Raw genomic sequence first — 26,141 nt, 5'->3', positions numbered from 1 at the left:
CACCTTTTTTCCCTTCTGTTTATAAGCGCTTCTTCACAGCATTTGTCGCATAGTGCATAAAACACCAAGATGCTTTGACAAAATGAAGCTGCTCAATTTCTCTGTAGACGAACCACGTTTTTTTCGCTGCTTTCCACTTGTTACTAGAGATCGAGTTTCCAACGATGCGGTATTCACTGAGCGGTTCACTCATTCCATAGGCTGTAAATCCTCTTTTTAATATGGACAGCCACGTAGCTAAATCCTGTCTTGTGCGGATGTTCGGCATTTCTACATGTCCTATCTTCTCTACATCAAGCATCACCGTTAAACAGCCGATAATGGTATTTTTCAAAGCTTCATCATAAGTTAATCTTGCTGGTGCAGTGACAGTTTTTTCCAAAGGCTCTCCATTTTCTGCAATGATGTCATATGCCGTGAATGTAAAGGCATAATCGTTTGTCAGCATGAAGTCTACCTGCTTTTCGAGCTTCGTCTCTTTCCACTTATCATCACTGTCTAAAAAAGCGATGAAGCGGCCTTTTGCCTGTTTGATGGCTGCGTTTCTGGCGATGGCGGCTCCCCCATTTTGCTCTAAATAAATGACGTTGATTCTGTCGTCTGCTTCACTTAAGTCCCCAAGCAGCTTCCTTGTTCCATCTGTTGAACAATCATCTGCGATGATCAGTTCCCAATTAGAATAGGTTTGGGCAAGGACGGAATGAACTGTATCCGTTAAATAACGTTCCGCATTATAGGCCGGTGTAATGATTGATACTAACGGTTGATTGTTCACCTAAGACTCATCTCCAGTTCATCATTAAGATTCTTTGAACACTTCGGGTAAGACCACAAACATGAGCGAGATGCTAAAGCCAATGACAAGTCCAAGCAGTGCCCGCTTTTTCGCTGACATGCCTTTATTGCCTTCATCAAGAACTTGGGCAGGATCAACAATCTTCGCCTGCTTCATTCCAAGCTTTGTAGACTCCAATTCATATAAAAATCGTTCTTTATCGACTTTGGAATCATTGCTGACAGATTCGTCTTCTAAAGCAGATAGTCTACTTTCAATCACCTGCTGCCTTTTTGTAAATAATGCTTTGTCTTGCTTCAGAAATGTATCTGACACCTGCTTCACGACAGCTAAAGCATGATCCTTATCAGCATCTGTGAAGGACAGCTGTAATTGAGTATCTGATTGATTGGTGAGGATGAGGCGGCTTTTCACATCCTGCCTTTCTTCTTCTTTCACATCACTGAGTGCTTCATTTAAAAATGCATCGCTTTTTAATAGAGATGTCACTTCTGCGATATTGTTATACACTCCGTCATCATATTTACCAAGTGTAAGCGTAACGGCAGCTGTGTAACTAGACTGCTGCACTGTTCCTTTGGCAAAAAAGAATCCAAAAGCGCCTAATACGACAGGCAGCAGCACAAGCCATACAATATACTTTTTGATTCGCTTCCCTATTCTAGATATGAAACCAGACATGTTCATTCTCCCAACATTGACGTATTTGCTTTTTCATTAGTGTAGCCATACCAGCGCAGCATCACACACGGTTTACCAAGCGCTGTTTGTTTTTCAACATATTCACCGCTGCGATCACGAGTCCTAAAAAGACCCAGTGGAAATATAAATTCGAGACAGAACTAGGACTGATACTTGAAACGAGAAAGCTCAGCATGGCAGCAAACAAACCTTCAATGATCATTTTTGCTGATCTTGTGTCAGCCCATTGGTATTGTTTATACAGCGTGAACATGAGATAAGCGTAGACGGAGATATAGCCCAGCATGACCGCAAACCCAAAGTTCGTCATCACTTCCAGCAGCCAATTGTGCACTTCAACGACTTGATCTGTATCAAAGATGGAAAAGTGGGCTAAGTAGTAAGACACATTACCCGCTCCGACACCGAACCCGTATGAATCCGTAAAGAAATGCCATGCATTTTTGATCAAATTCGCTCTCGCAATGTTGGATGGGAGTGGTTCACTAAAAGAATGCGTGACCTGAGAAGCGAGAAACAAGTCATAAAAGACTGAATAAATCTTGCCTGAAAAAACAGCGATACAGATAACACCAAGTCCGCCTGCTGCGATGAGTGACCACTTTTTGAGAAAGCGCGGCATGAGCAGCCACACATAGATGACCACTCCTGCAAATATACCAAGCAGGCTGGCGCGGGATTCTGTTAACAAAATGAGATACAGTGCTGCGATGGCGCCAAATAATCCAAAGGCTTTGATATAACCATTTTTCATTTGCCGCATACACGCTAAATACAAGAAAAAGCTAATGGATAAAAACGTCGCAAAGTCATTTTGATTAAAAAAGACAGCTGTAGGATAGTGCTGTTTATACGCCGGCCCAAGATACAATGAAGTATTCGGTAAATGGTTTAAAGTAAAGTGATTATAAAACCCTATCCCCATGACAAATACAGTCATGACGAGCCAAATGCTATAAAAGGTGACCACTTGATCCATTCGCTGAATGTACATGACCACAAGAAAGACAAATCCCATCCCCATCGCAAGCAGGGACATATATTTGAGACCGTCTGTGACCGAATGAGCCCACAGCAGTGAGATGAGCCCGTAAAGAAACCATGCAGCGAAAAAACCAAGAATCCCTTTTACACGAATCTGCTGCCACTGCGATATGTACGTCCCCTTATCTCTCATCCGCCAAATGAATAAAGCAAAGGCGGCAATGAGCATGATACGGTAGAGAAAAAGACTAAAGAACCCAGCACTAATAGAAAAGAAAGCGTTGTTGAGAAAGGTCAATGCAATTAAAAGATAAATGACTGACATGAACACTTGCTCACCGTTCATATATAGCTTCATCAACACGAGAAAAGCTGTCAGGACCAAAAGCAGGACTGGAATGGCGACGATCTTTTTTAACCCGACGGGCTGCGCAGACGCCATTTGTACAAGTCCTAGCCCTGCTGCAAACAATATACATCCGATCATGATTTGCCATGCTGTTTGTTTCACACTCATACCCATTTTCCTCCTAAGCAACCCATCCGATTTGAGGGATTAAGCCTTGACTCCCTGTTTATAGTAGGAAATGGTACGAGCCAAACCTTCCTGTAAACTCACAACAGGCTCCCATGCTAAGACTTGTTTCGTTTCCTCATTTGCCAATGTACTATGCACGATATCTCCTGCACGCTGCGGCTTGTAAATCGGTTCAAGCTGTGAACTCGTTACCCGTTTCATCGTTTGAAACAGCTCATTTACAGTGATGGAATCACCACACGAGATATTTAAACAAACGTTTGATTGGGCTGTTAAAGCCGCAACATTCGCCGCCGCTAGATCACCCACATAGATGAAGTCTCTTGTTTGTTCCCCATCTCCAAAGATGAAAGGAGCCTCATCCTTTGCAAACTTATCAGAGAAAATAGAGACAACTCCGCCTTCGCCAAGTGCGTCTTGGCGCGGACCATATACATTGCTGTACCTGAGAATACAATAGTCCACATCATAGAGTGATTTTGCCATTTCTAAATACCGCTCTACTGTCAGTTTTGCTAAGCCATATGGTGAACCAGGCTTCAACCGGTGAGCGGTGTCTACTGGCAGATACACCGGGTCTCCATAGACAGCTGCTGATGAGGCAAAGATGACTTTTTCCACTCCTGCTTCAGCCGCAGCTTTCATGACGTGCAGAGATCCTTTGATATTGACCTCTTCGTCATATACGAAATCCTGAACGGAAACGGCTACACTTACTTGTGCTGCAAGATGAATGATATAATCCGGTGCGATTTGTTTAATCAGATCAATCGTCGCTGGCTTTGTGACATCTGCCTCCATGCATTGCACGGAAAGATGGGCAATATTTTCTCGAGATCCCGTTGAAAAGTTATCAAGAACGATGGGCTCATAGCCTTTTTCTAGTAAAGCCTCTACCGTATGTGATCCAATAAATCCGCTTCCCCCAGTAACCAATACTTTCTTCATCCAAGCTCCCCCTGTTATTGTGCCTTCGATACCAATTCTGCTTCCCATACACTTGGGCGGCCGATAGACTGGTAAATAAATCCTCTCTCTTTCATTTCTGCTGGATCAAACAAATTCCTTCCATCAATTACAATCGGCGAACGAAGCAGCTGCTTGATCTGATCTTTATCCATCTTCTGTACGTCATCCCATTCTGTTAGGATGAGACAGGCATCTGTATCTTTTACTGTTTCGTACAGGTCGTTGCTGAAAACCGCCTGCGGACCAAGCTCACGTTCAGCTTCTACATAAGCAATCGGATCATAGGCTTTCACAAAAGCCCCCAGCTCTCTCAGCATTGGGATAATATCTAGTGCAGGCGCTGAACGCATATCATTCGTATTCGGTTTAAAGGCAAGGCCTAAGACAGAAATGGTTTTTCCTTTAATATCACCGAACACACTCATCAATTTGCTGACCAGGTGGGCTCTTTGGTTGTTGTTCGTTTCAATGACAGATTCGATCAGCTTGAACCGGTACCCAGATGTTTCGGCAATTTTGAGAAGAGCCATCGTGTCTTTCGGGAAACAAGAACCTCCAAATCCAATGCCTGCTTTTAAAAATTTATGCCCGATTCGGCTGTCTAACCCAACTCCTTCACTGACTTTTTCAACGTCAGCGCCTACCCTTTCGCAAATATTTGCAATGTCATTAATAAATGAGATTTTTGTGGCAAGCATGGCATTTGCAGCATACTTAATCATTTCTGCACTTTCTAAGTTGGTCTCTACAACCTCTGTTTGAAACGGATCATGCAGTCTTTTGATGATGCTAGAGGCATGAGTGCTAGTCGAACCAATGACCGCCCGCTCCATATTCATCGTATCTTGAATCGCTGAGCCTTCTCGGAGAAACTCTGGATTGGATACGACATCAAAAGGATATTTACTGCGCGATGCCTTTTCCACAATGGCTTGAACGAGACGGCCTGTTCCAACGGGCACTGTGCTTTTATTGACGATGATTTTATAGCCATTCATGTGTTCACCGATCGTTTGAGCGACAGCCTTCACATATGTTAAATCTGCTTCCCCCTGTGGTGTCATCGGTGTCCCTACGGCAATATAGATAATCTCTGATTCCCTAATAGCAGCAGGAATATTCGTTGTAAAAAACAGTCTTCCTTCTTCTGTATTCTTTTCAATCAATTCTTTTAAACCTGGTTCATAAATGGGAACGACACCACTTTTTAAGCTGTTGATTTTTGATTCATCGATGTCACAGCAGATGACACGATTTCCGATATCAGCAAAACAAGTACCCGATACTAACCCGACATAACCTGTTCCAATCACAGCAATTTTCTTCAACATTTTTCATCCTCTCAGTAAAAGCATATTGTCCGTTCCAAGCTGTTTATCTATCTATCATTCTTTGCACATTTCATCTTGTTTAAACGATGGATGTTGATTGATTGAGCACCTTCTCATATTGCTGAATGAGATGTTTCGCATTATGTTCTGATGAATATTCTGTATGAACCATTTCATAAAGATCGTTCTTCACTTCTTCATTCCATCTGTTTTCATAAAGACAGGCGTGAATCGCCTCTTTCAGCTGACGCGTCGAACGCGGTTCAACGAGCAGGTGTTGATAGGTTGAAAATAAGGATGGGAGACCACCAACCCGGGTTGCAATGACAGGTACTTTTAAAGCGAGCGCTTCTAGAACGACGGTTGGCATTCCTTCACTGTAGGAAGGGAGTGCAAACAGATCAGCTGCCATTAAGTAGTCTCTCACCTGCTCATTCGGCACCTGCCCTGGGAGTATAATAGATGCTCCCGCCCGATCCTTGAGTTCGTTTGTAAGGGGGCCTTTTCCAACAAAGACTGCTTTCACTCCATCCATGCTGATGACAGCATCAGCTAATTCAAGCAAGCCCTTCTCTTTCACTAAACGCCCGACGAAAACAACGAGCTTATCTTGAAGCGGTAAACCTAAGTGCTTTCTGATGCCTTCTTGACCTTCTTCCGTTCTGGAAAATGATCGGAGCGGAATACCAAGCGGAAGACATTTTGCTTCTACCTTCGTCATCTCATTTGTCTTTTTAGCCAGCTCCTCACTCACTGTCAGAACAGCAGATGCCTGCCTCACCGCCGTTTCAAAGGCTGCCTTCGCCCCTTTGCTATAGTTCGGATATACGTTCACATCACTGCCGTGCAAGGTCAGAAGATAAGGGATTTTCGTTTCTTTCTGAATAACAGCCGCCGCTCCGCCAGACGGCATGGCAAAGTGCGCATGGATAAAATCTGGTGACAGCTGATGACGCTGCATTGCTCTGAAAACGGAAGCCGCTATTCGTTTACTCGGCTGCGCCCATTTCAGCTGTCCAGGGAGCGCTGGATAAGACGGTCTGTAAACCTTCACTCCGTTCCGCACTTCCTGTTCAGGCAGATCCCTTTTCTGCCGATAGGATGCCTTGAGCATCCGTAAAACCGGCGGATTCACTGGATTAGGACAAATGACAGTCACTTCTATTCCTTGTTTGAGCAGCTCCTGTACTTGCGTTTCATGAAATACGCCTTCACTCGGATGTTTTTCACTAGGATATACACTTGTCAGCCATAGTACCTTCATGACGAACGACCTCTTCTCAATAATTTGCCTGCAGCCTGCGGATACATTTTGATGAGCAGCAAGCCATACAATGCAGCACTGACACAAACAGTCAGTAGTAATTGAAGTGAAATATCTGCTGATGTCAGCTTCATCCCTTGATGTAAAACTACCGCACAGACCGCCATGAGCAGCGTCATGACAGCAGGCCTTCCAAGTGATTTTAAATACACCTTCATATCAAGCTGAATGACATATGCCATAAGCCATCTGCCGACAATAAAGTTGAGCAGACTGACACCTGAGTAGATCCAAGCTACTGTGAGCAGACTGCCTGTAGTGACACCTGCATATAATGCGCAGCCATACACGATAAGCATCCCCGTATCCCAATAAAAGGCTAAGTCCGCTCTCCCTTTTGCAAGAAGGATTGAACCATTTGGATTCATCAGCACACGCAGAAGGCCAACAATGCACAATATATTTAAAACCGGGACCGCTACTAGCCATTTCTCTCCAAACACGACTTCTATAAAGCTATCTGATACGGCAGCAAGGCCGATTAATAATGGAAAACTAACCAATGCGAGCATATTCGTCATACTTAGGAAGCCCTCTCGCAGCATGGAGTGATCCCGCTGACTTTTTGCGAAAACCGGGAAAGCCACTCTCGTCACAATCGGATTTATCTTCAGCACGGGTATTGTTACAATTTGATACGCCAAGCTGTAAATACCTAACGCTTCCGCTCCAAGAAACCGGCCGATTAAAATCATGTCGATGTTTGATCCTGCTCGGTTAACCAGTCTGGATGCGAGCTGGAATGCACCGAATGAGAAAAATTCCTTTACTTCTCCTAATGCAAAAACAGGTGCTGGACGCCACTTCTTCCAATAAGCCGCTGCATACATGAGACCTTTTCCTGATTGCAGCAGCACTTGAGAAATGACATAGGCGACAATCGGATTCATGAAGAAGGCGAAAACGAGTAAAACGAGCAGCGATATGATGGTCGCAATGGCTTCAATGGTGCTTAATGTTTTAAAGGCTAAGTCTTTTTGCATCATATACTGGTACTGCTGGCCAATCGGTGCGATCAGAAACATAATCGATAATAGCTTGAGCAGACCCTCTAGCTCTGGCCGGTTATAAAAAGCGGCTATCATTGGGCTTAACAGGATGAGCAGACAAAACAAGAGAATCCCTGTGAGCAGGTTGATCCAATATAATGTAGATAATTGACGTTCTGTCGTTTGTTCCTTTTGAATGATTGCTGCCCCAATTCCTAGATCAAGTAAAATCTGCGTAAATATTGTGACAGTTGTGATCATGCCAACGAGTCCAAACTCCTTGAGTGACATCACGTTCCCTAAAAAGGCGAACTGCGCAATTTGGATGATGGTGATGATCAATGCGGACAAGCTTGTCCATTTTGCCCCGCCTAGCATGCTTTTTTTCATACTTGCCATTTCTCTTCCCTACTTTACTTATCTGGCTCCGTCACCAGTCATGATGACTTTTAACGTTTTTACCATAATCTTCGTGTCGAGAGAAAATGTCAAGTTTTGAATATACTGTAAGTCATGTGTTAATTTTTCACTTGGACTCATTTCATATCCGCCATTTACTTGAGCAAGACCTGTTAGCCCCGGCTTTACCGCCAATCTTTTTGTGAAGCCTGGAATCGTCCGATTAAATTCTGCGGTAAACATCGGTCTTTCTGGACGAGGACCTACGATACTCATTTCTCCTTTTAACACGTTGATAAATTGCGGAAGTTCATCAATTCTTGTTTTACGGATGAATGCCCCCACTTTGGTGATACGCGGGTCGTTTTTTTGCGCCCATTTCGCTCCTCCGCTTTCTGCGTCAATTCTCATCGATCTGAGCTTCCATAACTTAAAGTAAACACCGTCTTTCCCGACCCTTTCCTGCATATAAAAGGCTGGCCCTGGTGTTTCCAGCTTAATCAAAAGAGCAAACAGCAAAATGATTGGCGTACTCAACATCAATCCGATGAACGAGAACATTAAATCTATGAAACGTTTTGCAAATAAATAACGAACCATATGTTCTGTTAAGGCAAAAGAGTGATTTCGTCTCACTTCATATTCTCTGTAAAGATTCATCGCTTTCTCTGCACTCACTGACCTGCACCTCACCATTCAAAGTAGTTGTTGTGTAAAGAGATGTTCTATGAAAGTCAGTTTAGCAGAGCAACATTAAGCAAATGTAAATGCGCTGTTAAGTCTTGTAAAACTGTGTTAAGAATGTGCACTTATATCAAGTTATGCCCTTTTGAACGTAAAAAAGACCCGCAATTCTGCGGGTCTCCGGGTCTTTTCTTTATTTTGCTTTTACAGATTCGATCGTTTTTAATCGAAGTGTTCCGTTTGCATCTTTTGTATAGGTTACTTTTACTTTTGATTCTTCTTTTAAGCTGTTCACTTGTTTAGAAAATGTATTTCCGAATTGAATAGCTACTTCTTTTCCATCAATGTTGACAGCAATTGTATGTCCATCAGCCAAACCGACATATGTGCCTTCTTTGGTGACTTCATTTTTCTTATTAGTCGTTGATTCTTTCTTTGTTTTAGAGTCACCTTTAGAGTCAGCTTTTGATTGGTCTTTAGCAGGTTCTTCTTTTGTAATTTCTTTGCTTGAGCTGTCTTTTGCCTCTTCATCAGATTGACTTGCTGGCTCTTCTGTTTGAGCAGCTGTTTCTTTACTTTGATCATCTGATTTTTCATTTTTTGATGATTGATCTTCTGATTTTTTGTCCGCAGCCTTATCTTTGTTTTGATCGGCTGCTTCGGTTGTTTCTTTTTTGCTGTCATCCTTTTTGTTATCGCTTGATTGATTTGTTGTGCCGCACGCTGTGAGCAATACACCTAGAAGCAATACTAGAAACGGCATTGTGATTAATTTTTTCAAAATCGTCACCTCTTCATGATTTGTCGGTTTGCTGTCGTTTGAAGATTTATGTGTAAACCATTCACCTTCTATGTTTCAATTATAACAAACATAACCAAAAATGAAATGTATTTTTAACTTGACACTTCTTTTATCGGTTCATTTTGCGTCAAAGTAATTGGACACACCAGTTGTAATTCCAGAAGCCAGCCGATCCTTTGCAGTGGTAGATTTTAAAATACTCGCATCGATTGGACTTGTTACAAAGCCGGTTTCTAGCAAAATACTCGGCATTCTAGAATATTTGATGACGTAGAACCCTGCTGTTTTCACTCCGCGATCTTTTGTTCCAAGGGCACTGACCATTCGAGGCTGAACCTGTTGTGCCAGCTTGACACTATGAGCAGCCGCATATGTCGTATCATAATACGTCTCTGTTCCATTTGCACCGCTGTTATCATTTGCGTTGGCGTGGATACTGATGAAAATATCAGCATTGGCCTGCGCTCCTTTACTGACACGTGTCTGCAAGGAGTCAAATGTATCAGAAGTTCTCGACATGACAATAAGGGCACCTGCTTGGTGAAGCCTTGACCGCAGCTTTAATGCTACTTCTAAATTGATGTTCTTTTCAAGCAGCCCATTCCCTATCGCTCCCGCATCCTGCGCACCATGACCTGGATCAATAAAAATTGTTTCGCCTAACACCGCATTTTTCAACTGCGTGATGACATTCGTTTGAACGGTTGATGTTCCGCCTACCACAGAAAAAGCTGACATCTGTTTGGCTCCGATGACTTTTCTGATAGCATCCGGCACCGTTTGAGCGTCTGTAGGAAGAAGGGTTTGGCCCTGTTTCGCTGCTATACTTGCCGCAGCGGCTGCATCTGCATAGGCATACCCATAACTCATAAATGTTTGGCTTGTCTTCATTGGATACGTTTTAGCAATTTGGGCAGCCACCTCATACCGATTGGCTCCGCTTATTCTGACTGGTGATGGAAGCTTTTGAAAAGCCGTTTTATTGACACTTGCTTCTCCGCCGATCACAATGGTCCGCTTGACTGCTTTGTTTTTTAATAGATTGGCTGTTTCCTCTCGCAGTCCTTTCGCATCTGTTAATAAAATGGGATAGCCTTGTTTGGCAGCGTATGGAGCAATCGCGACAGCATCAGCATAAGCAGAACCATTCACGACGACTGCCGCACTAGCACTCTTCATGTGCTTCGCCACATTTGCTGCCAATTCATAGCGGTTCTTTCCTTGAATACGGGATACGGATAGATTCATCGCTTTTAACTGCTTCACGACTTTTTCAGAAATACTCGCAGTCCCGCCAAGTATCGTTACCCGCTTCGTTTTCAGCTGCTGCAACCCTGTCTTTACAGCACCTGAAAGACTGTCAGCATTCGTTAACAGGACTGGGGCCCCTTGCTGGTATGCATAAGGCACAGCACTCAGGGCATCTGCATAAGCATCACCGCCCACAAGAACAACGGCAGGCGCTTCCTGCCAGCCCCTTTTCGCGGCATTTACCGCCACCTCATACCGATTGCTTCCTTCTATCCTCGATACAGTGTGCTGGGCAAAAACGGATGGTGTATATAAACATAGTGAAATAGCAATCAGTAACATACATTTGTTATCAACACGCATGAAGTCAACCTCCTTGGTTTGAACCCTTCACCAAAGATGCTTCATGGACTTTTGAAAAAAGGCTGCCGAGTACGTTCTCGAGCAGCCTAAGAGGAGTATCTGAGGCACCCCTCAGGTTTGTGTTTTCTTATCTAAAATAACCTGACACACCGCTTGAAATGCCTGACGCTAATCGATCTTTATACGTAGCAGATTTCAAGATGTTTGAATCTACTGGACTGGAAACAAAACCAGTTTCCAAAAGAACGCTCGGCATCTTAGAATATTTAATGACGTAGAAGCCAGCTGTTTTCACACCACGGTCTCTTGTGCCTAGTGCACTGACCATTTTAGGCTGGATGTTTTGCGCCAGCTTCAGGCTGTTTGCAGCCGCATAGGTTTTGTCATAATACGTTTCTGTTCCATTTGCACTGCTGTTATCGTTTGAGTTTGCATGGACACTGATAAAGATATCTGCATTTGCTGACGCACCTTTGCTCACTCGTGTTTGAAGACTATCAAATGTGTCTGATGTTCTTGACATGGTCACAAGTGCACCAGCGTTGTTTAATTTCGTATTTAAACGCTTTGCTACATCTAAATTCAAATTCTTTTCATATAATCCGTATCCTACAGCTCCTGAATCATGCGCACCATGACCTGGATCAATGAATACTTTTTTCCCAACAGCCGGGTTTTTCAGCTGGTTCACAACAGTTGGTGTCACTGTATTGGTACTGCCTACGACAGTAAATTTGGTGATTTTCTTACTGCTCACTGTTGCTCTTGTTACTTTTGGCAGTGTCTTTTCATTCGTTAGAAGCAATGCTTTGTTTTGCTTCGCTGCAATGCCTGCAGCAGAAGATGAAGTGGCATAACCAAATCCTCTTCCTACATAGGTATTATTGACACTCATATTGTACTTTTTCACAATATTGGCCGCGACATCATAACGAGTCGAGCCTTTGATCCGTGTTGGTGATTTCAATTGGTTATAAGCTGCTTTTGTGACGTAATTCTCTCCGCCGACTACAATGGTTTGTTTCACATTGCTTGCTTTTGCAACAGAAGCGATTTCAGAACGAAGTCCCTTTTTATCTGTATATAGAATTGGGAATCCTTTTTGAGCTGCTACAGGTGCAATCGCAATCCCATGTGCATAGAAAGAACCCTCAACGACAACGACGCCTGCTGGCTTTTTCATTTTTTTCGCGATATTGGCAGATAGCTCATATCGGTTTTTTCCTGAAATACGCTGTGTGGAGATGCCCATTTTCTTCACTTGGTTGACCACGTTGTTTGACACACTTGATGTGCTGCCTAAAACGATCACCGTCTTTGTTTTTAATGAAGTTAAGGCTTTCTTTGTATCACCAGAAAGGCTTTTACTGTTAGTGTAAAGAACTGGTCCATTTTTTTGGTGTGCAAGTGGAATTCCTGCTGTTGCATCTGCATACGCAGTTTTCCCTACTAAAACGACTGTACTTGCAGTTCCCCATCCTTTTTTCGCTACGTTTGCCGCTACAGCATATCTGCTCCCGCCATCAATTCGTGAGACTGAATTGTCTGCCAAAGCTGTTGGAACGATAACGAAAATAGCGATGAGGCTGAGGATGGCTGTTTTCATCAATGAGCGCATCTTCTATGTCCTCCTTTTACCCTTTAATAGTTTGTTAGTTTTGTTCCTGGATAGTAGAACGAGAGTATGGAAGAATATGAGTTTCCAGATTCGGCTCTCGCTTTGGCTCCGTATTGGCTCATACCAATGCCGTGGCCATACCCTTTTCCTGAAATCGTGAAATCATTTGTATTGTTTTTGACTGACGCAAACGTGCTTTTCACCTTTGTTGCGCCCATAACTGATCGAAACTCGGTCATCTTCATACTTGCCGTTGTGCTTTTGTTTACCGAATATGTGCCTGTTTTGTTTTTCAGATGGTATGTCAGTTTGATCGATACCGTCTTCGCACGCTGGCCTTTTGTTTTCCCTGAGAACGTCAGGCTTGAGATCGATGCGATTTTCATATCAGATGCAGCAGTTTCTTTGTTTTTGAGCAGCCATGATTTCAGGCCGGCAAGGTCAGCTGCATTTGTCTCTTTTGCTTTAGACCATTGAGAAGCTGCTGTGCTAGCAGTCCATGTCGTGCCTAGTTGTTTTTTAGAGAGTTTCAGTGTCCATGGATTGACTGGATCTTTTGGATCCTTTTTGGCCACTAAGTATGGCAGTGCATTTCCCCATACTTCTTCACTTGCCTCTGTATAACCGCCATTGCTAGAGTAATAGGTTGCTGAAATGAGCTGATTGTTGTATTTCAGAACCTTTCCTTTTGTGGCATCGACCGCTTTTGTCGAATTTGTATACCAGTTATATCCTCCATATACTTGGAAGGCTGTTGTATCAGGGACGACTTTTCCAATACTTTTCACCGAATACGTTCTAGCAGCAACCGCCTGTGCTTTTAACGCTTCAACATTCCAGCTTGCAGGCATTTCATTTGGCACTACACCTTTTAAATAGTCTTCAAATGGAATATTTTCGAGAGTCGGCCTGATATACCCTGATTCAATTGCAAAGTTTACGCTGCCTAAATACGGCTTTCCTGCAATTTGAAGGACATTTTTTGTTGAATATTTCTCAGGAACAACTCTTACTGTGTTATACGTCTTTATGCCTTTTAATGAAATTTTTCCGTTAGAAATATTCAATTGGTAGTTTTGATTTTTTTTCAGATAGACTTGTTTGGCTAATGAGTTTTTCAAGCTATCTTTAATTGCACTTGTGCTGCCAGCAAGATGATAAGCATATGTACCTTTTTCCTTCAGCAGTGCTTTTAAAGACGCTGTGACAGAATCGGGCTTTACATACACAACCGTACTGTTAGATTTTGCAGCCAATTGAGACAGCGGCATCGCATAAATATAGCTAGAGGCTTTTGCCAAATAAACTTTATCTGCATTAATATTTAATTTCTTTATAATATTCACAGATAATTCATAGCGATTGGCACCGCTGATTCTTGTCACCTGTGAGGTTTTTTTGATTTGATTTTCAACTTTTTGTCCAGTACTTTTCGTACTGCCGATGATGATCACTTTACTTGGCATTCTATAAGACGGAATGGAATCTTTTTTTGTTAACAGGATAGGGTATCCCTTTCTCGATGCGTAGGATGCAATGGCAATCCCATTCATAAATGAGTTCCCGCCGACAACGACAGCTTGCTTATAGTTACCCATTTCTTTAGCGATTTTTTGGGAGATTTCAAACTTATCTTTTCCACTAATACGTCTGACTTTGCCATACTTTTTAATAGACTTCTCAGCAGCTGTTGAAATGCTTTTCGTATTTCCGACAATCAGAATATTATCCGGCTTCATTTTCTTGAGCTGGTTTTCTGTTGTTTTCGTCAGTTTTTCAATATTCGTATACAAAATAGGTGCGCCCAGTTTGTATGCTAACGGTGATACAGAAATTGCATGATCAAATGCATCACGACTGACAATGACAACAGTTGATGGGTTTTTCCAGCCAGCAGATGCGATGCTGTTGGCTACTTCGTATCTATTTTTGCCGTCATATCTTTTTGTCACAGCAACATTTGATCCTGATAGCTTGTATTCCCCAGTTGTTGAGATATCCATGCTTGTTTTGTTTCCGATATAATTAGACAATTTCACTGAAATTGCCGAGCTTGCCATGGCAGACTGAAAGGGTGCAACTAGTAGAGTCAGTATCATGAGAACGATTAGTGTAACGCCTGTTTTCTTCAATTTTGTTCATCCCGCCCATCTTTTTTACTTCTGTTTTTCAATCTTCTGGATTTCCTTTTGACCACTGTCATTAATAAAGTAAGAGATTTCTACTGTGTCTCCTGGTTTAAATTCATTTAACACATCTTTAAAATTATCCGTAAATTCATAGCTTAGGGTCGTATTCACTTTTTTCACTTCGACTGTATGTGCATCAGCCATTCCAATAAATTCAGCTTTCTCTTCCAGTACCTGAGGAGTTGAACTGCTTGTCTTGTTTTCTCCTGAGGACTGCTCAGCCGTTCCACATGCTGTGAGCACGATACCTAGTAGCAGTATTAAGAACGGTAAAACGACGATTTTCTTCATTTTTTTCACCTCATGTCTTTGTATCGTCTTATAAGTTATTATTTTAAGGTAAATTTAAGGTTTTTTGAAACCTTTTTTTTGTTACAACGTCTATATCTAGGTTCAGAGTAAAAAAATAACTTGTTTATCAAGATTCGTAAACCTATAATCATGGAAGAATCATAGAAAAGGTGAGGGACATTATGAGAGCTGAAAGAAAAAGAAAGAAGAAAAAGGTTCTTTGGATTGTTTTATCGATTATTGGCTTATTCGTATTATCAACTGGCGGATACGCATATCATCTTTGGAACACAGCAGCATCGACCGTCGCAGGCATTCAGGAGAATTTAAAGAAGTCAGATAAGCGTGACAAAGATGTCGATTTAAGTAAGAAAGACCCGATTTCTATTTTAGTCATGGGTGTCGATGAACGAAAAAATGACCGAGGCCGTGCAGATACATTAATATACATGACAGTAAATCCAAAAACGAAAACGACCGAGATGGTGAGCATCCCGCGTGATACGTATACGAAGATTGTCGGAAAAGGCACAATGGATAAAATCAACCACTCCTATGCATTCGGCGGTACACAAATGGCAGCAGATACTGTAGAGGAACTGCTTGATGTACCTGTTGATTACTTTGTCAAAGTGAACATGGAAAGCTTCAAAGATATTGTTGATACACTTGGCGGTATTACAGTAAATAGCACGTTTGCATTTAGTTATGACGGCCATTCATTTGGTACAGGAGAAATTAACCTGAATGGGGATCAAGCCCTTGCCTATACGAGAATGAGAAAGCAAGATCCAAAAGGTGACTTCGGACGTCAGCAAAGACAGCGTCAGGTCATTGAAGGCATCATTGCAAAAGGTGCCAACATTTCATCTATTACGAAATTCGGCGATATGTTCAAAGTCGTAGAAAATAATATGAAGACAAACATGTCATTTGATGATATGTGGACGATGATGAATGATTATCGTGATGCAAGACAGCATGTGAAGCAGCACGAGTTGAAAGGATCAGGCACACGTATCAATAACATTTATTACTACCAGCTTGATGACAGCAGCCTTGCGAATGTGAAGAAGGAATTGAAGGAAAGTTTGGAGCAGTAAAAAAGAAGACTACAGAAATGTAGTCTTCTTTTTTTATGATTGAAATGGAACTGGTTTTTCTTCACTTAATCCAAAACGATGGAGAAGCTCTTCGACAATTCGTTTTGACGCTTGTCCATCACCATATGGATTAGACGCCTTCGACATGTTGTCGTACTCTTTCTGATCGACTAACAGCTGTTTTGCCATGTTGTAAATGGTCTCTTCATCTGTACCCGCGAGCTTCAGCGTGCCAGCTTTCACACCTTCAGGGCGTTCTGTTGTATCTCGCAGAACTAATACTGGCTTCCCAAGAGAAGGCGCCTCCTCTTGGACACCGCCAGAATCCGTTAATATAAAGTGTGAGGCAGCAGCGAAGTTATGGAAATCAACGACTTCAAGCGGCTCAATTAAGTGCACACGATCAAGATCACTGAATTCTGTTTGAGCCGCATCACGAACAGCAGGGTTTAAATGTACAGGATATACAACCTGAACATCTTCAAACTCTTCTACAATACGTCTAATCGCTCTAAACATGTTTTTCATCGGTTGGCCGAGATTCTCCCTGCGATGAGCCGTTAACAAAATCATTTTATCTGTGCCTATTTTCTCTAAAATAGGGTGTTGATACTGCTCTGTAACCGTTGTTTGTAACGCATCAATCGCAGTATTCCCCGTCACACAAATCGTCTCTTCTTTTTTATTTTCAATTAAAAGATTCTGCTTTGCCTCATTTGTAGGAGCAAAATGAATATCAGCAATAGTGCCTGTCATTTGTCGGTTCAATTCTTCAGGGAACGGCGAGTATTTATTGTGTGTTCTTAAACCCGCTTCAACGTGACCAACCGAAATTTGGTGGTAGAATGCGGCCAAGCTTCCTGCAAAGGTTGTTGTTGTGTCTCCATGAACAAGGACAATATCAGGTTTTTCCTCTTGGAATAGTTGATCTAGTTTCAAGAGTGCATTTGATGTGATTTCGGATAATGTCTGGCGCTGTTTCATGATGTTTAAATCATGATCAGGCGTAATAGAAAAAGCCTCAAGGACTTGATCAAGCATTTCTCTATGCTGAGCTGTTACAGTAACAATCGAATTTATCTGTGGATGTTTATTCAGTTCAAGGACAAGTGGTGCCATTTTGATTGCTTCAGGTCTAGTACCGAAAATAGTCATTACATTTAGTTTTTTCACTTGTTTATGCCTCTTTCCTAGTATAGTACTTTCAATTATACACAATTGGGAGGGTAAAATTAATGATATAAAAAAAGAAATTTACATTGAATTAACGTTAAATTTCTCTTTCCTTTACATTTTACATATAAAATATGAATTATCTAAAAGTCATTTTAGTGAAATCATTTGTCTTTCCTATGATTTGTAAGTTACACTTTAAACAGACGACCAAGAACAAACATCGAAATATGAAATCGGTTATCTATGTAAGGAAGGTGCAAAGTTCATTGAAAAAAGTACGTAAAGCCATTATACCAGCTGCAGGTCTTGGGACACGTTTCCTCCCTGCAACAAAAGCGATGCCTAAAGAAATGCTCCCAATCGTTGATAAACCAACCATTCAATATATTATTGAAGAAGCTGTTGAATCAGGAATCGAAGACATTATTATCGTCACTGGAAAAGGAAAAAGAGCCATTGAGGATCATTTTGATTTTGCACCAGAGCTAGAGCGTAATCTTGAGGAAAAGGGAAAGAGCGAGCTTTTAGAAAAAGTGAGAAAGTCCTCTAACATTGCTGACATTCATTACATACGTCAAAAAGAGCCGAAAGGACTTGGACACGCCGTTTGGTGCGCACGCAACTTTATCGGTGATGAGCCTTTTGCTGTTTTATTAGGTGATGACATTGTTCAAGCCGAAACGCCTGGGCTTCGCCAGCTGATGGACGAATACGAAAAAACCCTTTCATCTGTCATCGGTGTTCAGCAAGTAGCGGACAGCGATACACATCGCTATGGGATTATCGACCCTCTTACACAAGAAGGACGCCGCTATCAAGTCAAAAACTTTGTTGAAAAGCCGCCGCAAGGAACAGCACCATCGAACCTAGCCATCTTAGGGCGCTACATTTTCACGCCAGAGATCTTTATGTACCTCGATCAGCAAGAAATTGGTGCAGGCGGAGAAATTCAGCTAACAGATGCCATTCAAAAGCTGAATGACATTCAGCGCGTATTTGCCTATGATTTCGAAGGGAAACGATACGATGTCGGCGAGAAGCAAGGCTTCATCGAAACGACGCTTGAGTTTGCTCTTCAGGATGAAGAATTGAAAAAGAAACTCATTCCATTTATGAAACAGCTTCTCGAAAAAGAAGAAGTGAATTAAAAAAAGCTGCCGGCATCGGCAGCTTTTTTATTTAATGACTGAAATAGTCAGTGTATGCTGTTCATTATCAATGACAAACAGGTTGTTTTCACCCTTCACTGCGAACTTTGTTCGTTTCTCATTCATCCAGACATCTTGTTCTGTCAGCCCAAGTGTGGAAGGAGAAATTGGCATAATGTCGCGAAACATAATCGTGTTTGCCTGACCATTTTGAATGACATAGTCGGTTTTCTCTGTGGTCAATCGCTCAATCATATCTCCTTGATCATTTTTCACTGAACTCAGCGTTTGCATTCTCTGTTTCAGCACAGATTCTTCTTTTCCAAGGAAAGAAAGTAAATACTCATACGAACCTGCCGATGCAGGCGATACATAGGAATTAAACTGTCCTGGTCCAATGGATAATGACTTTAAATTCTCTGCATTTTGAAGCGCAGCAGGTTTAACAAAATACGTTTCTGACGCAGTTTTAATTTGAACGGTTTGTTTATTTTCAGCCACAGCCTGTACTTCTTGTCCAAATGTCAAAGTGACATCGGCCTTTTTTTTCATGGCTTGGTCTTTGTAAACCTTGAGGGGATCAGCCGTGACAATCGCCTGTTGATCCACCTTTTTCATATCAGGCGCTCCTTTGGTCTGCGTGTTCTTCGACTGAGGCGCTTCTGTCTTATCTGATGGGATTGCACCAAATGTCGCCAATGTACGAAGCGGGCGATCTGAAAACATCGATAAGGCTAGCAATATCGTTAAGACCGCTAAAACTGTCACTTGAAATGCGGGGCCAAACAATGAACGCCGTTTTCCATTCTCTTGATAACGAGACACCTTTTCTGTCTTCTGTACGCCTTTGCGGCCTTCTTTATGTTTCAATTGATATTCTTTTTTCTCTTTCTTGGAAAGCTTGTTAAACCACTCAACAAACTCCTTATATTCCTTCACGACCTTTTTCGTATCATCAAACATACGAAGCTCACCATAATGCATCCAAGCCACCCGATCACAGATTTTTTGGATTTGGCTAATAGAGTGACTGACAAAAAAGATCGTCTTTCCTTGTTCTTTGAATTCTGTAATGCGGTCCACACATTTTTGATAGAAGGTTTGGTCTCCAACAGACAGTGCTTCATCAATAATCAGGATATCTGGATCGATATGCGCTGAAATGGCAAAGCCAAGACGTGATTTCATTCCACTTGAATAGCTCTTAACTGGCTGGTCAATAAAGTCGCCAATATCCGCAAACTCTACGATTTTTTCATAAAGCTCATCTATCTCTTTATTCGTCAGTCCCATCATTAAGCACTTTAAACGAATGTTGTCTTTTCCGCTTAACTGGTTGTTCAGCCCTGCTGCAATGGCAATTAACGAAGGCTGGCCGTCCATATCAATTTCACCACTTGTCGGTGGAATGATTTTCGCTAGAAGGTTCGACATTGTCGATTTCCCCGATCCGTTAATTCCTACAAAACCAATTGTCTCGCCTTCATATACATCAAAGGACACATCACGAACAGCAAAAAAACCTTTTTCATTTTTATTAGGAAAAAACAGCCCTTTAATCTTATCTGACTGCTTTTTATATAGGACGTATTGCTTGGATACGTTTCGAAACGAAACCTTTAGTTTCATCGTATAATCTCCTTACTTTTTAAAGAAAATCGACAAATTTATCCCTAAATTTCATATGAAGCAATGAACCGACTGTTAAAAGAAGAAGCGTGATCAGCCAAAAATAAAGTGTGTATTTGACATCATGGAAGAACCATTCTCCCTTTAACAAACTATTTCTAAAACCATCAATAATGTAGAAAAGAGGATTCAATTTTAATATGTCCCCAATCCACGCTTTGTCTCCAGTGAGCTTCTCTGAGATATTCCAAAAAATCGGCAGCAAAAAGAAAAGTAATCGTGTCACAGATTGTAAAAGAAATTGATAGTCTCTCACGAGTACGCTAATCGTGGAATTAAACAAACTAAACGAAAACATAAAAGCGATCATACAAATAAGATAGTATATATATTGCAACCAATGTGCGTCAGGATAGATGCCATAGGAAATCAGCACAATCAGATAGACACCCATCATAACAAAGTAGCTGAACAAGTTGGACATAATCACCACAGACGGAAGCGCACTAATCGGAAAATTCATTTTCGATACCATATTAATGCGTTTAAACACACTGTTTGATCCATCAAGAATGGTCGGACTAATGAAAAACCACGGGATTAATCCGGCAAGCATCCAGATGATAAATGGAATCTCCACGCCGCCAATGACAATTGGCTGTCCTCCGCGAATGCCCATACCAAAAACAAACCAGTAAGCCAGCATTTGAATCAATGGATTTAAAAACTGCCATAAAACACCTAAATAATTCATCTGATATTTTGATTTTGTTTCATAAACAGCAAGTCGCATAATCAGCGGGAATGAGCTGATTTGCTCCTTTAGTATCGTCAACATTGCGTTCATTCTAATCTTCCTTAGATATAAGTTTTTGGGATTACTTTTTTAAAAAGCACCGCTCATAATTGTAACAGATAACGATACACATTTCATCTTATAACAAAAGTCATGCACGTCAAACTAGAAGACAAAAAACCCCTGAATCCTTTCAATCATAGATTCAGGGGGCATGAGACATTAGATAATTTGATGCTCTTTTAAGAAATCTGTAATTCTTTTCGTATTTTGATTATCGTTAAAGCTGTTAATTTTCAAGTATTTTTCTTTATATTCATCTTCCACGACATACTCATTCTCAATCGCATGTTTGACAATACGAATAAGCTCTTGAGTATTATATGCAATCGGTCCTGGTGCATTTTCTTCGTTTACAGGAGGAATCGCTTTATACTGTCTAATCAAGTAATCTTTTTCTTCCCAATAAAAAATAGGGTATGCTCCTCTATATTGTGCATCATAAATAGCAGAAGAGTAATCAGTGATAAACACCTTTGATACTTTTAGCGCTTCTGATGGATTATCAGAAATAATATGTTTATACTGAGGCAGGTTTTGATAAACGTACTGAGAAAATTTGTTATGCGGTACAATTAACAAACGATCAAGAAGACCTGCTTCTTCAAAGCTTTTAATGATTTTAATCAGAACTCTATAGTAAGATGTTTCTTCGATTCTATTTGTATATATTAGCCCCTCTTCCCAATAGCGGTAAGTTGGCATAAAGGCGATCTTATCTGCACCGTCTACTAATTTGGCATGATCAAAGGTTGCGAGGCCTGTCAAAATCAAATCCTCACGGTCATATTTCATTTTGTAAAATTCACCAGCCTCTAGTTCAGAACTGATGACTGATTTATAAATATTATATTGGTTCTTGTCTTTATGGAATCCAAAGGCCATTGGATTATCAACTGGTTTCGCAAACATTATTCCATGCTGCAAAAAGACAAGTGGTACGCTCATAATTCTCTCTCTAAGATGATCAATATATAATCTATCGTTCAGAACATGGTTAGATAACTCACTTGAAATAAAATAGCTGGCATTGAAGATACTTAAATAATGTCTCAGACTATATTTCGGAATGATTCCCTTTCCATACTTAGCTTTAAGTGCCGGATAAGCACTTGATTTCTTATTAAGAATAAAGTAATTTCTTGAGTCTGTTTGACAATTCTCTTGTACATAGTCATACACTCTAATAGCGGATTCATCTGCTTTATCACTCTTTTTCTCAAAAAACAAATTCACACGATAATTCTTGTCTTTATAGAATGATGATAAGATACTCGCTATTTTTATTTTTACTTTACTAAATAAAGAATATTCCTGTGAATAAGGAATAATGGTTGATGTCACATTTCCAAATAGATTTGTTCTTAGTACTTGAAGCTTGTCCCCATTCTTTTTCGTGATATATGTTTTCACCTTTTTATCTCTTTTTTTCAGCCTTAAACTATGGATAATTCGGTTATCATTGCCAACGAATAGGTTATTATGGATTCTGCTGTCTAAGTCAAGATCATTTAACGAAATTTTAAAGAAACCATACCTTTTTAAGAATTTGATTTTTCTAAATGGTCTTATAAATTTCGCCACTTGGTGATCAGAATTTCTAATGTACAGATATTCATACTTTTGGTCTGAATTATACGCGTAATGTGTCAGTCTTCCATAAACATAAAAGCTATTAAACAAACTAAAAATACGTAGTCTTGATGTATGTTTTGTAACAAGATAAGGGTTTCCTCTTACTAAGTAAACACCATTCGTTCTTACATATATGTAATACCTTTGTTTATTAATCACCAAAATATTGAGGATATTATCTTCTTTGAATTGCTCTAATGTATCTTTACCAAAAACTTTGAGCGGCTGATATCTAGGAACAAGTCTAAAGTTGACGATTTTCTTTTGCTCAGTCACCTTATTTAAAATTTTGATTTGATTACGATTATTCACAGTCACTTCAATATCTTTATGTTCCTGCATCACATCAAACAAAATTTTCCTTACATTTAGTTCTTTATTTTGGCAATCATACGTAACAACAAAGTTGAAGGGACTATATTGGATAAAGGAGATGTCTACAAATCTTTTTTCTGCCCCGTGAATTTTCAAATCCATTTTATAATTCCGATTGATCTCATCAACGTTCAGCAGCCCTGAGAATAATAACAGTTCCTCTTCGCCTCTAAATAAGCCATAGCGGTCTAACCCTAATTGTTTGACATATATATCTTCAAATTGATTGTTAATGTCAATAGGATGTATTTGATTTGATTGAAGGATGTCAGAGCTTTCTTTGACAATATACAAGTTCTGATCCTTAGAATAGAGATAGATCATTTCATTAGAATGATCTATTGAAGATTCAAAAATCATCTGATCCTTAACATTAATTTCACAAATCTTCTTTGATTCGTTTACAATTAGCTCTTTAAATTCAAAAGTACATAACTTCTCTATGTCATCAATATATAACACTAACTTTTGTTCATCTAAATTAAGAATTTCAATAAAATTATGATAAAGTTTGTACATTGAAGCACCTCTATATTATTTTCAGCATTTTTACAGTACCGGATAATCTTATCTAAATTTAGCATGTTTACTGTTAAATTTCTATGTTTTTTTATTTTTACCATTACATTTAAATATGTGTACAATGGAATAAAAAAAACAAAAAAGTACCGTTCTACTAAGCGAAGAACGGTACTTTTTAAACTATTTTTCAGAAAACACTACTTCAACGACCCGCTTCGAAGATTCTCCAGTCTCTAAGTAACAGAATTTCTCATAAAACGGTGCAAATGAAGCTGGTAGTGTAAAGTCTGGCTGTTCTGTTTCTCTCACCCAGTCAATGACACTTGCTGTCTCTTTCACAAGTGGTCCAGGTGCTTCTTGTTCAAAGTCGAAGTAGAAGCCTCTGAGCTTGTCACGATATGTTTCAATGTCTGGCACATAGAACAGCATCGGACGTTTGAGGTTTGCATAATCAAAGAACACCGATGAGTAATCTGTGATGAGCAGATCTGAAATCATATAAAGGTCTCTAATGTCTTCGTAATGAGAGAAGTCATAGGCAAAGCCTTCATACGGCCCTAAATCAAAGTTTTCAGCAACTAGATAGTGCATACGCAGAATGATGATATATTCATCTCCGATTGCAGCTCTGAGTTCATGCAGATCAAGGTCTAAATCAAATTTGTACTGCCCTTTTTTATAAAATTGGTCGTCTCTCCATGTCGGTGCGTATAAGATCAACTTTTTATCCAGCGGCAGGTTCATTTTTTGTTTCAGTGCTCTCATCGTTTCTTCATTGTTTTGATTGTGAAGGAAGTCATTTCTCGGATATCCTGACTCAATCATGGTCTTTTGGAATTGGAACGCACGTGTAAAGATTTCAGTCGAGTAGGCATTAGGAGAAATGAGATAATCCCAATTCGATGCTTCTTTCGTGAAATTCTTTTTGTATTTCTTCGTGTTTGTTCCAGGCATATGCACCTCATCCATGTCCATTGCCAATCGTTTTAACGGCGTACCATGCCAAGTCTGCAAGTATGTTGTGTGATCTGGCTTTGGAACCCATAGCGGCAAACGGCTGTTTACAACCCAATACTCGGCTCTTGCCATCGCAAAGATCCATTTCAATGACAGACGATTGATATAGTAGATGCCTTTTTCCTTAAACGGTGCTTCATGACCCTTTTTAACGCTCCAGATCAGCGTATATTCAGGGTGATGTTCTTTCATATACTCATAAATCCCACGCGGGTTACAACTGAATTGTTTTCCGTTAAAACTTTCAAAAACAACCGTTTTCTTTTTCACAGACAGCTTACTCGCCAGTTTAAAGGTCGTTTTAAACGTTCTTGTCACAAGACGGTTACGGACTTTTTTGATTTTACTGATCTTCTTTTTGAATTTCTTCCACTTGCTTTTGACGTAATACTTGGCACGTGTTTTCATTGTGTAATCATTAATACGGATGCCAAGCGTTTGTCTTTTTTTCTTTCGGTACACTTCATATCGAATCGGTACATCGTTTCGTTTATGAATTTGAACAAGTCCTTTGAGTTTGTTCGAGCGGTCTCCAAGCACTAAAGAAGTGGTTGTTAATGTTTCCTCTACTCCGTTTACATCGCAGATAAATTCAAGATAGAAGCGATATACAAAGCGTTTGTTTAATGAATAGGTCAATTCCTCTAAAGGGACTTCTGCTAAAAATTGATAAAGCTGTGGTACATGTTGATCATCACGGTATTCGATCACTTCGTCTTTTATATGGGTAATATTAACCGGAAAGCGATGTTCAATTGGTTCTTCACCATTTTTCTTCAATAGAAGCTTTGCTTCTTTGATCTCATACGGATGTTCTGCACTTAATACACCTGCATACCCGGATAAAGATAACATACACCCTTTGTTGAGATCGATATGATTGAATTTCACAACCTTTAGCTCACGCTTGATTTTCAAAGAAGCATTCCCTTTGTCTGTACGGTATGGAATGATACACAGCATGGCGTCTTTATTTTCTAAAAAGGTCAGCTCAGGCTTTTCTATTTCCATTTTTAAACGGCGTTTATAGTTTGACGTTTTCTCTTCAGATTCAATATCTGTATTGATATCCGCTTCTTTTACTTCTTCTTCCTCTTCTTCGGAATCAGAATCATAAGCTGAGTCCTCAAGCTCGTCCTCATCCTCTTCTTTGTTTGTGCTCAAATAGTCCGTGACATACAAGTTATATGTCTGGCCTTGCTCTAACGCAAGCGGCAGCGATGCTTCATTCAATACCAATTTGAATAGATTCTCTTCTTGATGAACAAGCGGAAGGAAAAGTTCTTGTTTCGAAACTCTCTCCCTCATAAACAAATAAAATTCTCTATCTGTTAATGGCATGTCATCGTTGATGCGAATCAGCATTTCTAGTTTTTCATGGTGATTTTTTAACCCTTCAACGACACTCTTCTTATGAATTCCCTCTTCAATCATTAATCGTTAATCTCCT

20 protein-coding genes are annotated in these 26,141 nt (G+C 40.4%); 2 read left to right on the top strand and 18 right to left on the bottom strand.

Annotated elements, in window-relative coordinates; genetic code table 11:
* Nucleotides 1–19: 19 nt before the first annotated feature.
* The 13 genes from tuaG to EV579_RS11950 all read right to left on the bottom strand — a co-directional run bounded on the left by tuaG (nucleotide 20) and on the right by EV579_RS11950 (nucleotide 15,230).
* On the bottom strand, nucleotides 20–775 hold the full coding sequence (gene tuaG / locus EV579_RS12010) for a teichuronic acid biosynthesis protein TuaG (protein ID WP_133744508.1): 756 nt from the start codon (nucleotides 773–775) through the stop codon (nucleotides 20–22).
* Between the two features lie 24 nt (nucleotides 776–799).
* Nucleotides 800–1,477, bottom strand: a complete 678-nt coding sequence (tuaF, locus tag EV579_RS12005; RefSeq protein WP_024426261.1) for a teichuronic acid biosynthesis protein TuaF — start codon at nucleotides 1,475–1,477, stop codon at nucleotides 800–802.
* 61 nt (nucleotides 1,478–1,538) lie between these two features.
* Nucleotides 1,539–2,999, bottom strand: coding sequence for a teichuronic acid biosynthesis protein TuaE (gene tuaE / locus EV579_RS12000; RefSeq protein WP_133744507.1), 1,461 nt, complete (start codon nucleotides 2,997–2,999; stop codon nucleotides 1,539–1,541).
* Between the two features lie 39 nt (nucleotides 3,000–3,038).
* Nucleotides 3,039–3,968 carry an NAD-dependent epimerase/dehydratase family protein gene (locus EV579_RS11995; RefSeq protein ID WP_133744506.1) on the bottom strand — a complete coding sequence of 310 codons (930 nt, stop codon included), beginning with the start codon at nucleotides 3,966–3,968 and terminating at the stop codon, nucleotides 3,039–3,041.
* Nucleotides 3,969–3,982: 14 nt separating this feature from the next.
* Nucleotides 3,983–5,320, bottom strand: a complete 1,338-nt coding sequence (tuaD, locus tag EV579_RS11990) for a UDP-glucose 6-dehydrogenase TuaD (protein ID WP_044335396.1) — start codon at nucleotides 5,318–5,320, stop codon at nucleotides 3,983–3,985.
* 79 nt (nucleotides 5,321–5,399) lie between these two features.
* Nucleotides 5,400–6,584: a teichuronic acid biosynthesis protein TuaC gene (gene tuaC / locus EV579_RS11985; RefSeq protein WP_133744505.1), complete on the bottom strand. Its 1,185-nt coding sequence runs from the start codon at nucleotides 6,582–6,584 to the stop codon at nucleotides 5,400–5,402.
* Nucleotides 6,581–8,032 (bottom strand): teichuronic acid biosynthesis protein TuaB, encoded by a 1,452-nt coding sequence (tuaB, locus tag EV579_RS11980; protein WP_133744504.1) that lies wholly within the window; start codon nucleotides 8,030–8,032, stop codon nucleotides 6,581–6,583. The genes tuaC and tuaB overlap by 4 nt, the downstream gene beginning before the upstream one ends.
* An 18-nt stretch (nucleotides 8,033–8,050) precedes the next feature.
* On the bottom strand, nucleotides 8,051–8,710 hold the full coding sequence (locus tag EV579_RS11975) for a sugar transferase (protein ID WP_024423636.1): 660 nt from the start codon (nucleotides 8,708–8,710) through the stop codon (nucleotides 8,051–8,053).
* Between the two features lie 199 nt (nucleotides 8,711–8,909).
* A complete protein-coding gene (locus EV579_RS11970; protein ID WP_133744503.1) occupies nucleotides 8,910–9,497 on the bottom strand; it encodes a prolipoprotein diacylglyceryl transferase in 588 nt (195 codons plus the stop codon).
* A 138-nt stretch (nucleotides 9,498–9,635) separates the two neighbouring features.
* A complete protein-coding gene (locus tag EV579_RS11965; RefSeq protein ID WP_133744502.1) occupies nucleotides 9,636–11,132 on the bottom strand; it encodes an N-acetylmuramoyl-L-alanine amidase in 1,497 nt (498 codons plus the stop codon).
* Nucleotides 11,133–11,259: 127 nt separating this feature from the next.
* Nucleotides 11,260–12,750, bottom strand: a complete 1,491-nt coding sequence (locus EV579_RS11960; protein WP_065214836.1) for an N-acetylmuramoyl-L-alanine amidase — start codon at nucleotides 12,748–12,750, stop codon at nucleotides 11,260–11,262.
* A gap of 23 nt (nucleotides 12,751–12,773) precedes the next feature.
* Nucleotides 12,774–14,882: a SpoIID/LytB domain-containing protein gene (locus tag EV579_RS11955; RefSeq protein ID WP_044335385.1), complete on the bottom strand. Its 2,109-nt coding sequence runs from the start codon at nucleotides 14,880–14,882 to the stop codon at nucleotides 12,774–12,776.
* A gap of 24 nt (nucleotides 14,883–14,906) precedes the next feature.
* A complete protein-coding gene (locus EV579_RS11950) occupies nucleotides 14,907–15,230 on the bottom strand; it encodes a hypothetical protein (RefSeq protein WP_024423640.1) in 324 nt (107 codons plus the stop codon).
* A gap of 182 nt (nucleotides 15,231–15,412) precedes the next feature.
* On the opposite strand from EV579_RS11950, the gene tagU reads away from it, so the two are divergent.
* Nucleotides 15,413–16,333 (top strand): polyisoprenyl-teichoic acid--peptidoglycan teichoic acid transferase TagU, encoded by a 921-nt coding sequence (gene tagU / locus EV579_RS11945; protein WP_133744501.1) that lies wholly within the window; start codon nucleotides 15,413–15,415, stop codon nucleotides 16,331–16,333.
* A 33-nt stretch (nucleotides 16,334–16,366) separates the two neighbouring features.
* Here the strand turns inward: tagU and wecB are convergent, their stop codons facing one another.
* Nucleotides 16,367–17,506 carry a non-hydrolyzing UDP-N-acetylglucosamine 2-epimerase gene (wecB, locus tag EV579_RS11940; RefSeq protein ID WP_039181859.1) on the bottom strand — a complete coding sequence of 380 codons (1,140 nt, stop codon included), beginning with the start codon at nucleotides 17,504–17,506 and terminating at the stop codon, nucleotides 16,367–16,369.
* 269 nt (nucleotides 17,507–17,775) lie between these two features.
* On the opposite strand from wecB, the gene galU reads away from it, so the two are divergent.
* Nucleotides 17,776–18,657 carry a UTP--glucose-1-phosphate uridylyltransferase GalU gene (gene galU, locus EV579_RS11935; protein ID WP_008343198.1) on the top strand — a complete coding sequence of 294 codons (882 nt, stop codon included), beginning with the start codon at nucleotides 17,776–17,778 and terminating at the stop codon, nucleotides 18,655–18,657.
* A gap of 27 nt (nucleotides 18,658–18,684) precedes the next feature.
* On the opposite strand, the gene tagH is transcribed toward galU, so the two are convergent.
* The 4 genes from tagH to EV579_RS11915 form a co-directional block, all read right to left on the bottom strand.
* Nucleotides 18,685–20,286 (bottom strand): teichoic acids export ABC transporter ATP-binding subunit TagH, encoded by a 1,602-nt coding sequence (gene tagH, locus EV579_RS11930; RefSeq protein ID WP_133744500.1) that lies wholly within the window; start codon nucleotides 20,284–20,286, stop codon nucleotides 18,685–18,687.
* A 19-nt stretch (nucleotides 20,287–20,305) separates the two neighbouring features.
* Nucleotides 20,306–21,133 (bottom strand): ABC transporter permease, encoded by an 828-nt coding sequence (locus EV579_RS11925; RefSeq protein WP_024423644.1) that lies wholly within the window; start codon nucleotides 21,131–21,133, stop codon nucleotides 20,306–20,308.
* Nucleotides 21,134–21,304: 171 nt separating this feature from the next.
* The gene (locus EV579_RS11920) at nucleotides 21,305–23,671 is read right to left on the bottom strand and encodes a CDP-glycerol glycerophosphotransferase family protein (RefSeq protein ID WP_133744499.1); all 2,367 of its coding nucleotides are present in this window, start codon (nucleotides 23,669–23,671) and stop codon (nucleotides 21,305–21,307) included.
* A 183-nt stretch (nucleotides 23,672–23,854) separates the two neighbouring features.
* Nucleotides 23,855–26,125, bottom strand: coding sequence for a CDP-glycerol glycerophosphotransferase family protein (locus tag EV579_RS11915; RefSeq protein ID WP_133744498.1), 2,271 nt, complete (start codon nucleotides 26,123–26,125; stop codon nucleotides 23,855–23,857).
* Between the last annotated feature and the right edge of the window lie 16 nt (nucleotides 26,126–26,141).

Origin of the sequence: Bacillus sp. BK450 (assembly GCF_004364885.1) — a bacterium.
Lineage (GTDB): Bacteria > Bacillota > Bacilli > Bacillales > Bacillaceae > Bacillus > Bacillus safensis.
The sequence above is the reverse complement of the archived record's forward strand: the minus strand, read 5'-3'. Positions and strand labels throughout refer to the sequence as shown.

Excerpts from the sequence above, each read along its gene's own strand:
- tuaF (WP_024426261.1), bottom strand. The coding sequence starts at position 1,477 with ATGTCTGGTTTCATATCTAGAATAGGGAAGCGAATCAAAAAGTATATT.
- tuaE (WP_133744507.1), bottom strand. The coding sequence starts at position 2,999 with ATGAGTGTGAAACAAACAGCATGGCAAATCATGATCGGATGTATATTG.
- EV579_RS11995 (WP_133744506.1), bottom strand. The coding sequence starts at position 3,968 with ATGAAGAAAGTATTGGTTACTGGGGGAAGCGGATTTATTGGATCACAT.
- tuaD (WP_044335396.1), bottom strand. The coding sequence starts at position 5,320 with ATGTTGAAGAAAATTGCTGTGATTGGAACAGGTTATGTCGGGTTAGTA.
- tuaC (WP_133744505.1), bottom strand. The coding sequence starts at position 6,584 with ATGAAGGTACTATGGCTGACAAGTGTATATCCTAGTGAAAAACATCCG.
- tuaB (WP_133744504.1), bottom strand. The coding sequence starts at position 8,032 with ATGGCAAGTATGAAAAAAAGCATGCTAGGCGGGGCAAAATGGACAAGC.
- EV579_RS11965 (WP_133744502.1), bottom strand. The coding sequence starts at position 11,132 with ATGCGTGTTGATAACAAATGTATGTTACTGATTGCTATTTCACTATGT.
- EV579_RS11960 (WP_065214836.1), bottom strand. The coding sequence starts at position 12,750 with ATGCGCTCATTGATGAAAACAGCCATCCTCAGCCTCATCGCTATTTTC.
- EV579_RS11950 (WP_024423640.1), bottom strand. The coding sequence starts at position 15,230 with ATGAAGAAAATCGTCGTTTTACCGTTCTTAATACTGCTACTAGGTATC.
- tagU (WP_133744501.1), top strand. The coding sequence starts at position 15,413 with ATGAGAGCTGAAAGAAAAAGAAAGAAGAAAAAGGTTCTTTGGATTGTT.
- tagH (WP_133744500.1), bottom strand. The coding sequence starts at position 20,286 with ATGAAACTAAAGGTTTCGTTTCGAAACGTATCCAAGCAATACGTCCTA.
- EV579_RS11925 (WP_024423644.1), bottom strand. The coding sequence starts at position 21,133 with ATGAACGCAATGTTGACGATACTAAAGGAGCAAATCAGCTCATTCCCG.
- EV579_RS11920 (WP_133744499.1), bottom strand. The coding sequence starts at position 23,671 with ATGTACAAACTTTATCATAATTTTATTGAAATTCTTAATTTAGATGAA.
- EV579_RS11915 (WP_133744498.1), bottom strand. The coding sequence starts at position 26,125 with ATGATTGAAGAGGGAATTCATAAGAAGAGTGTCGTTGAAGGGTTAAAA.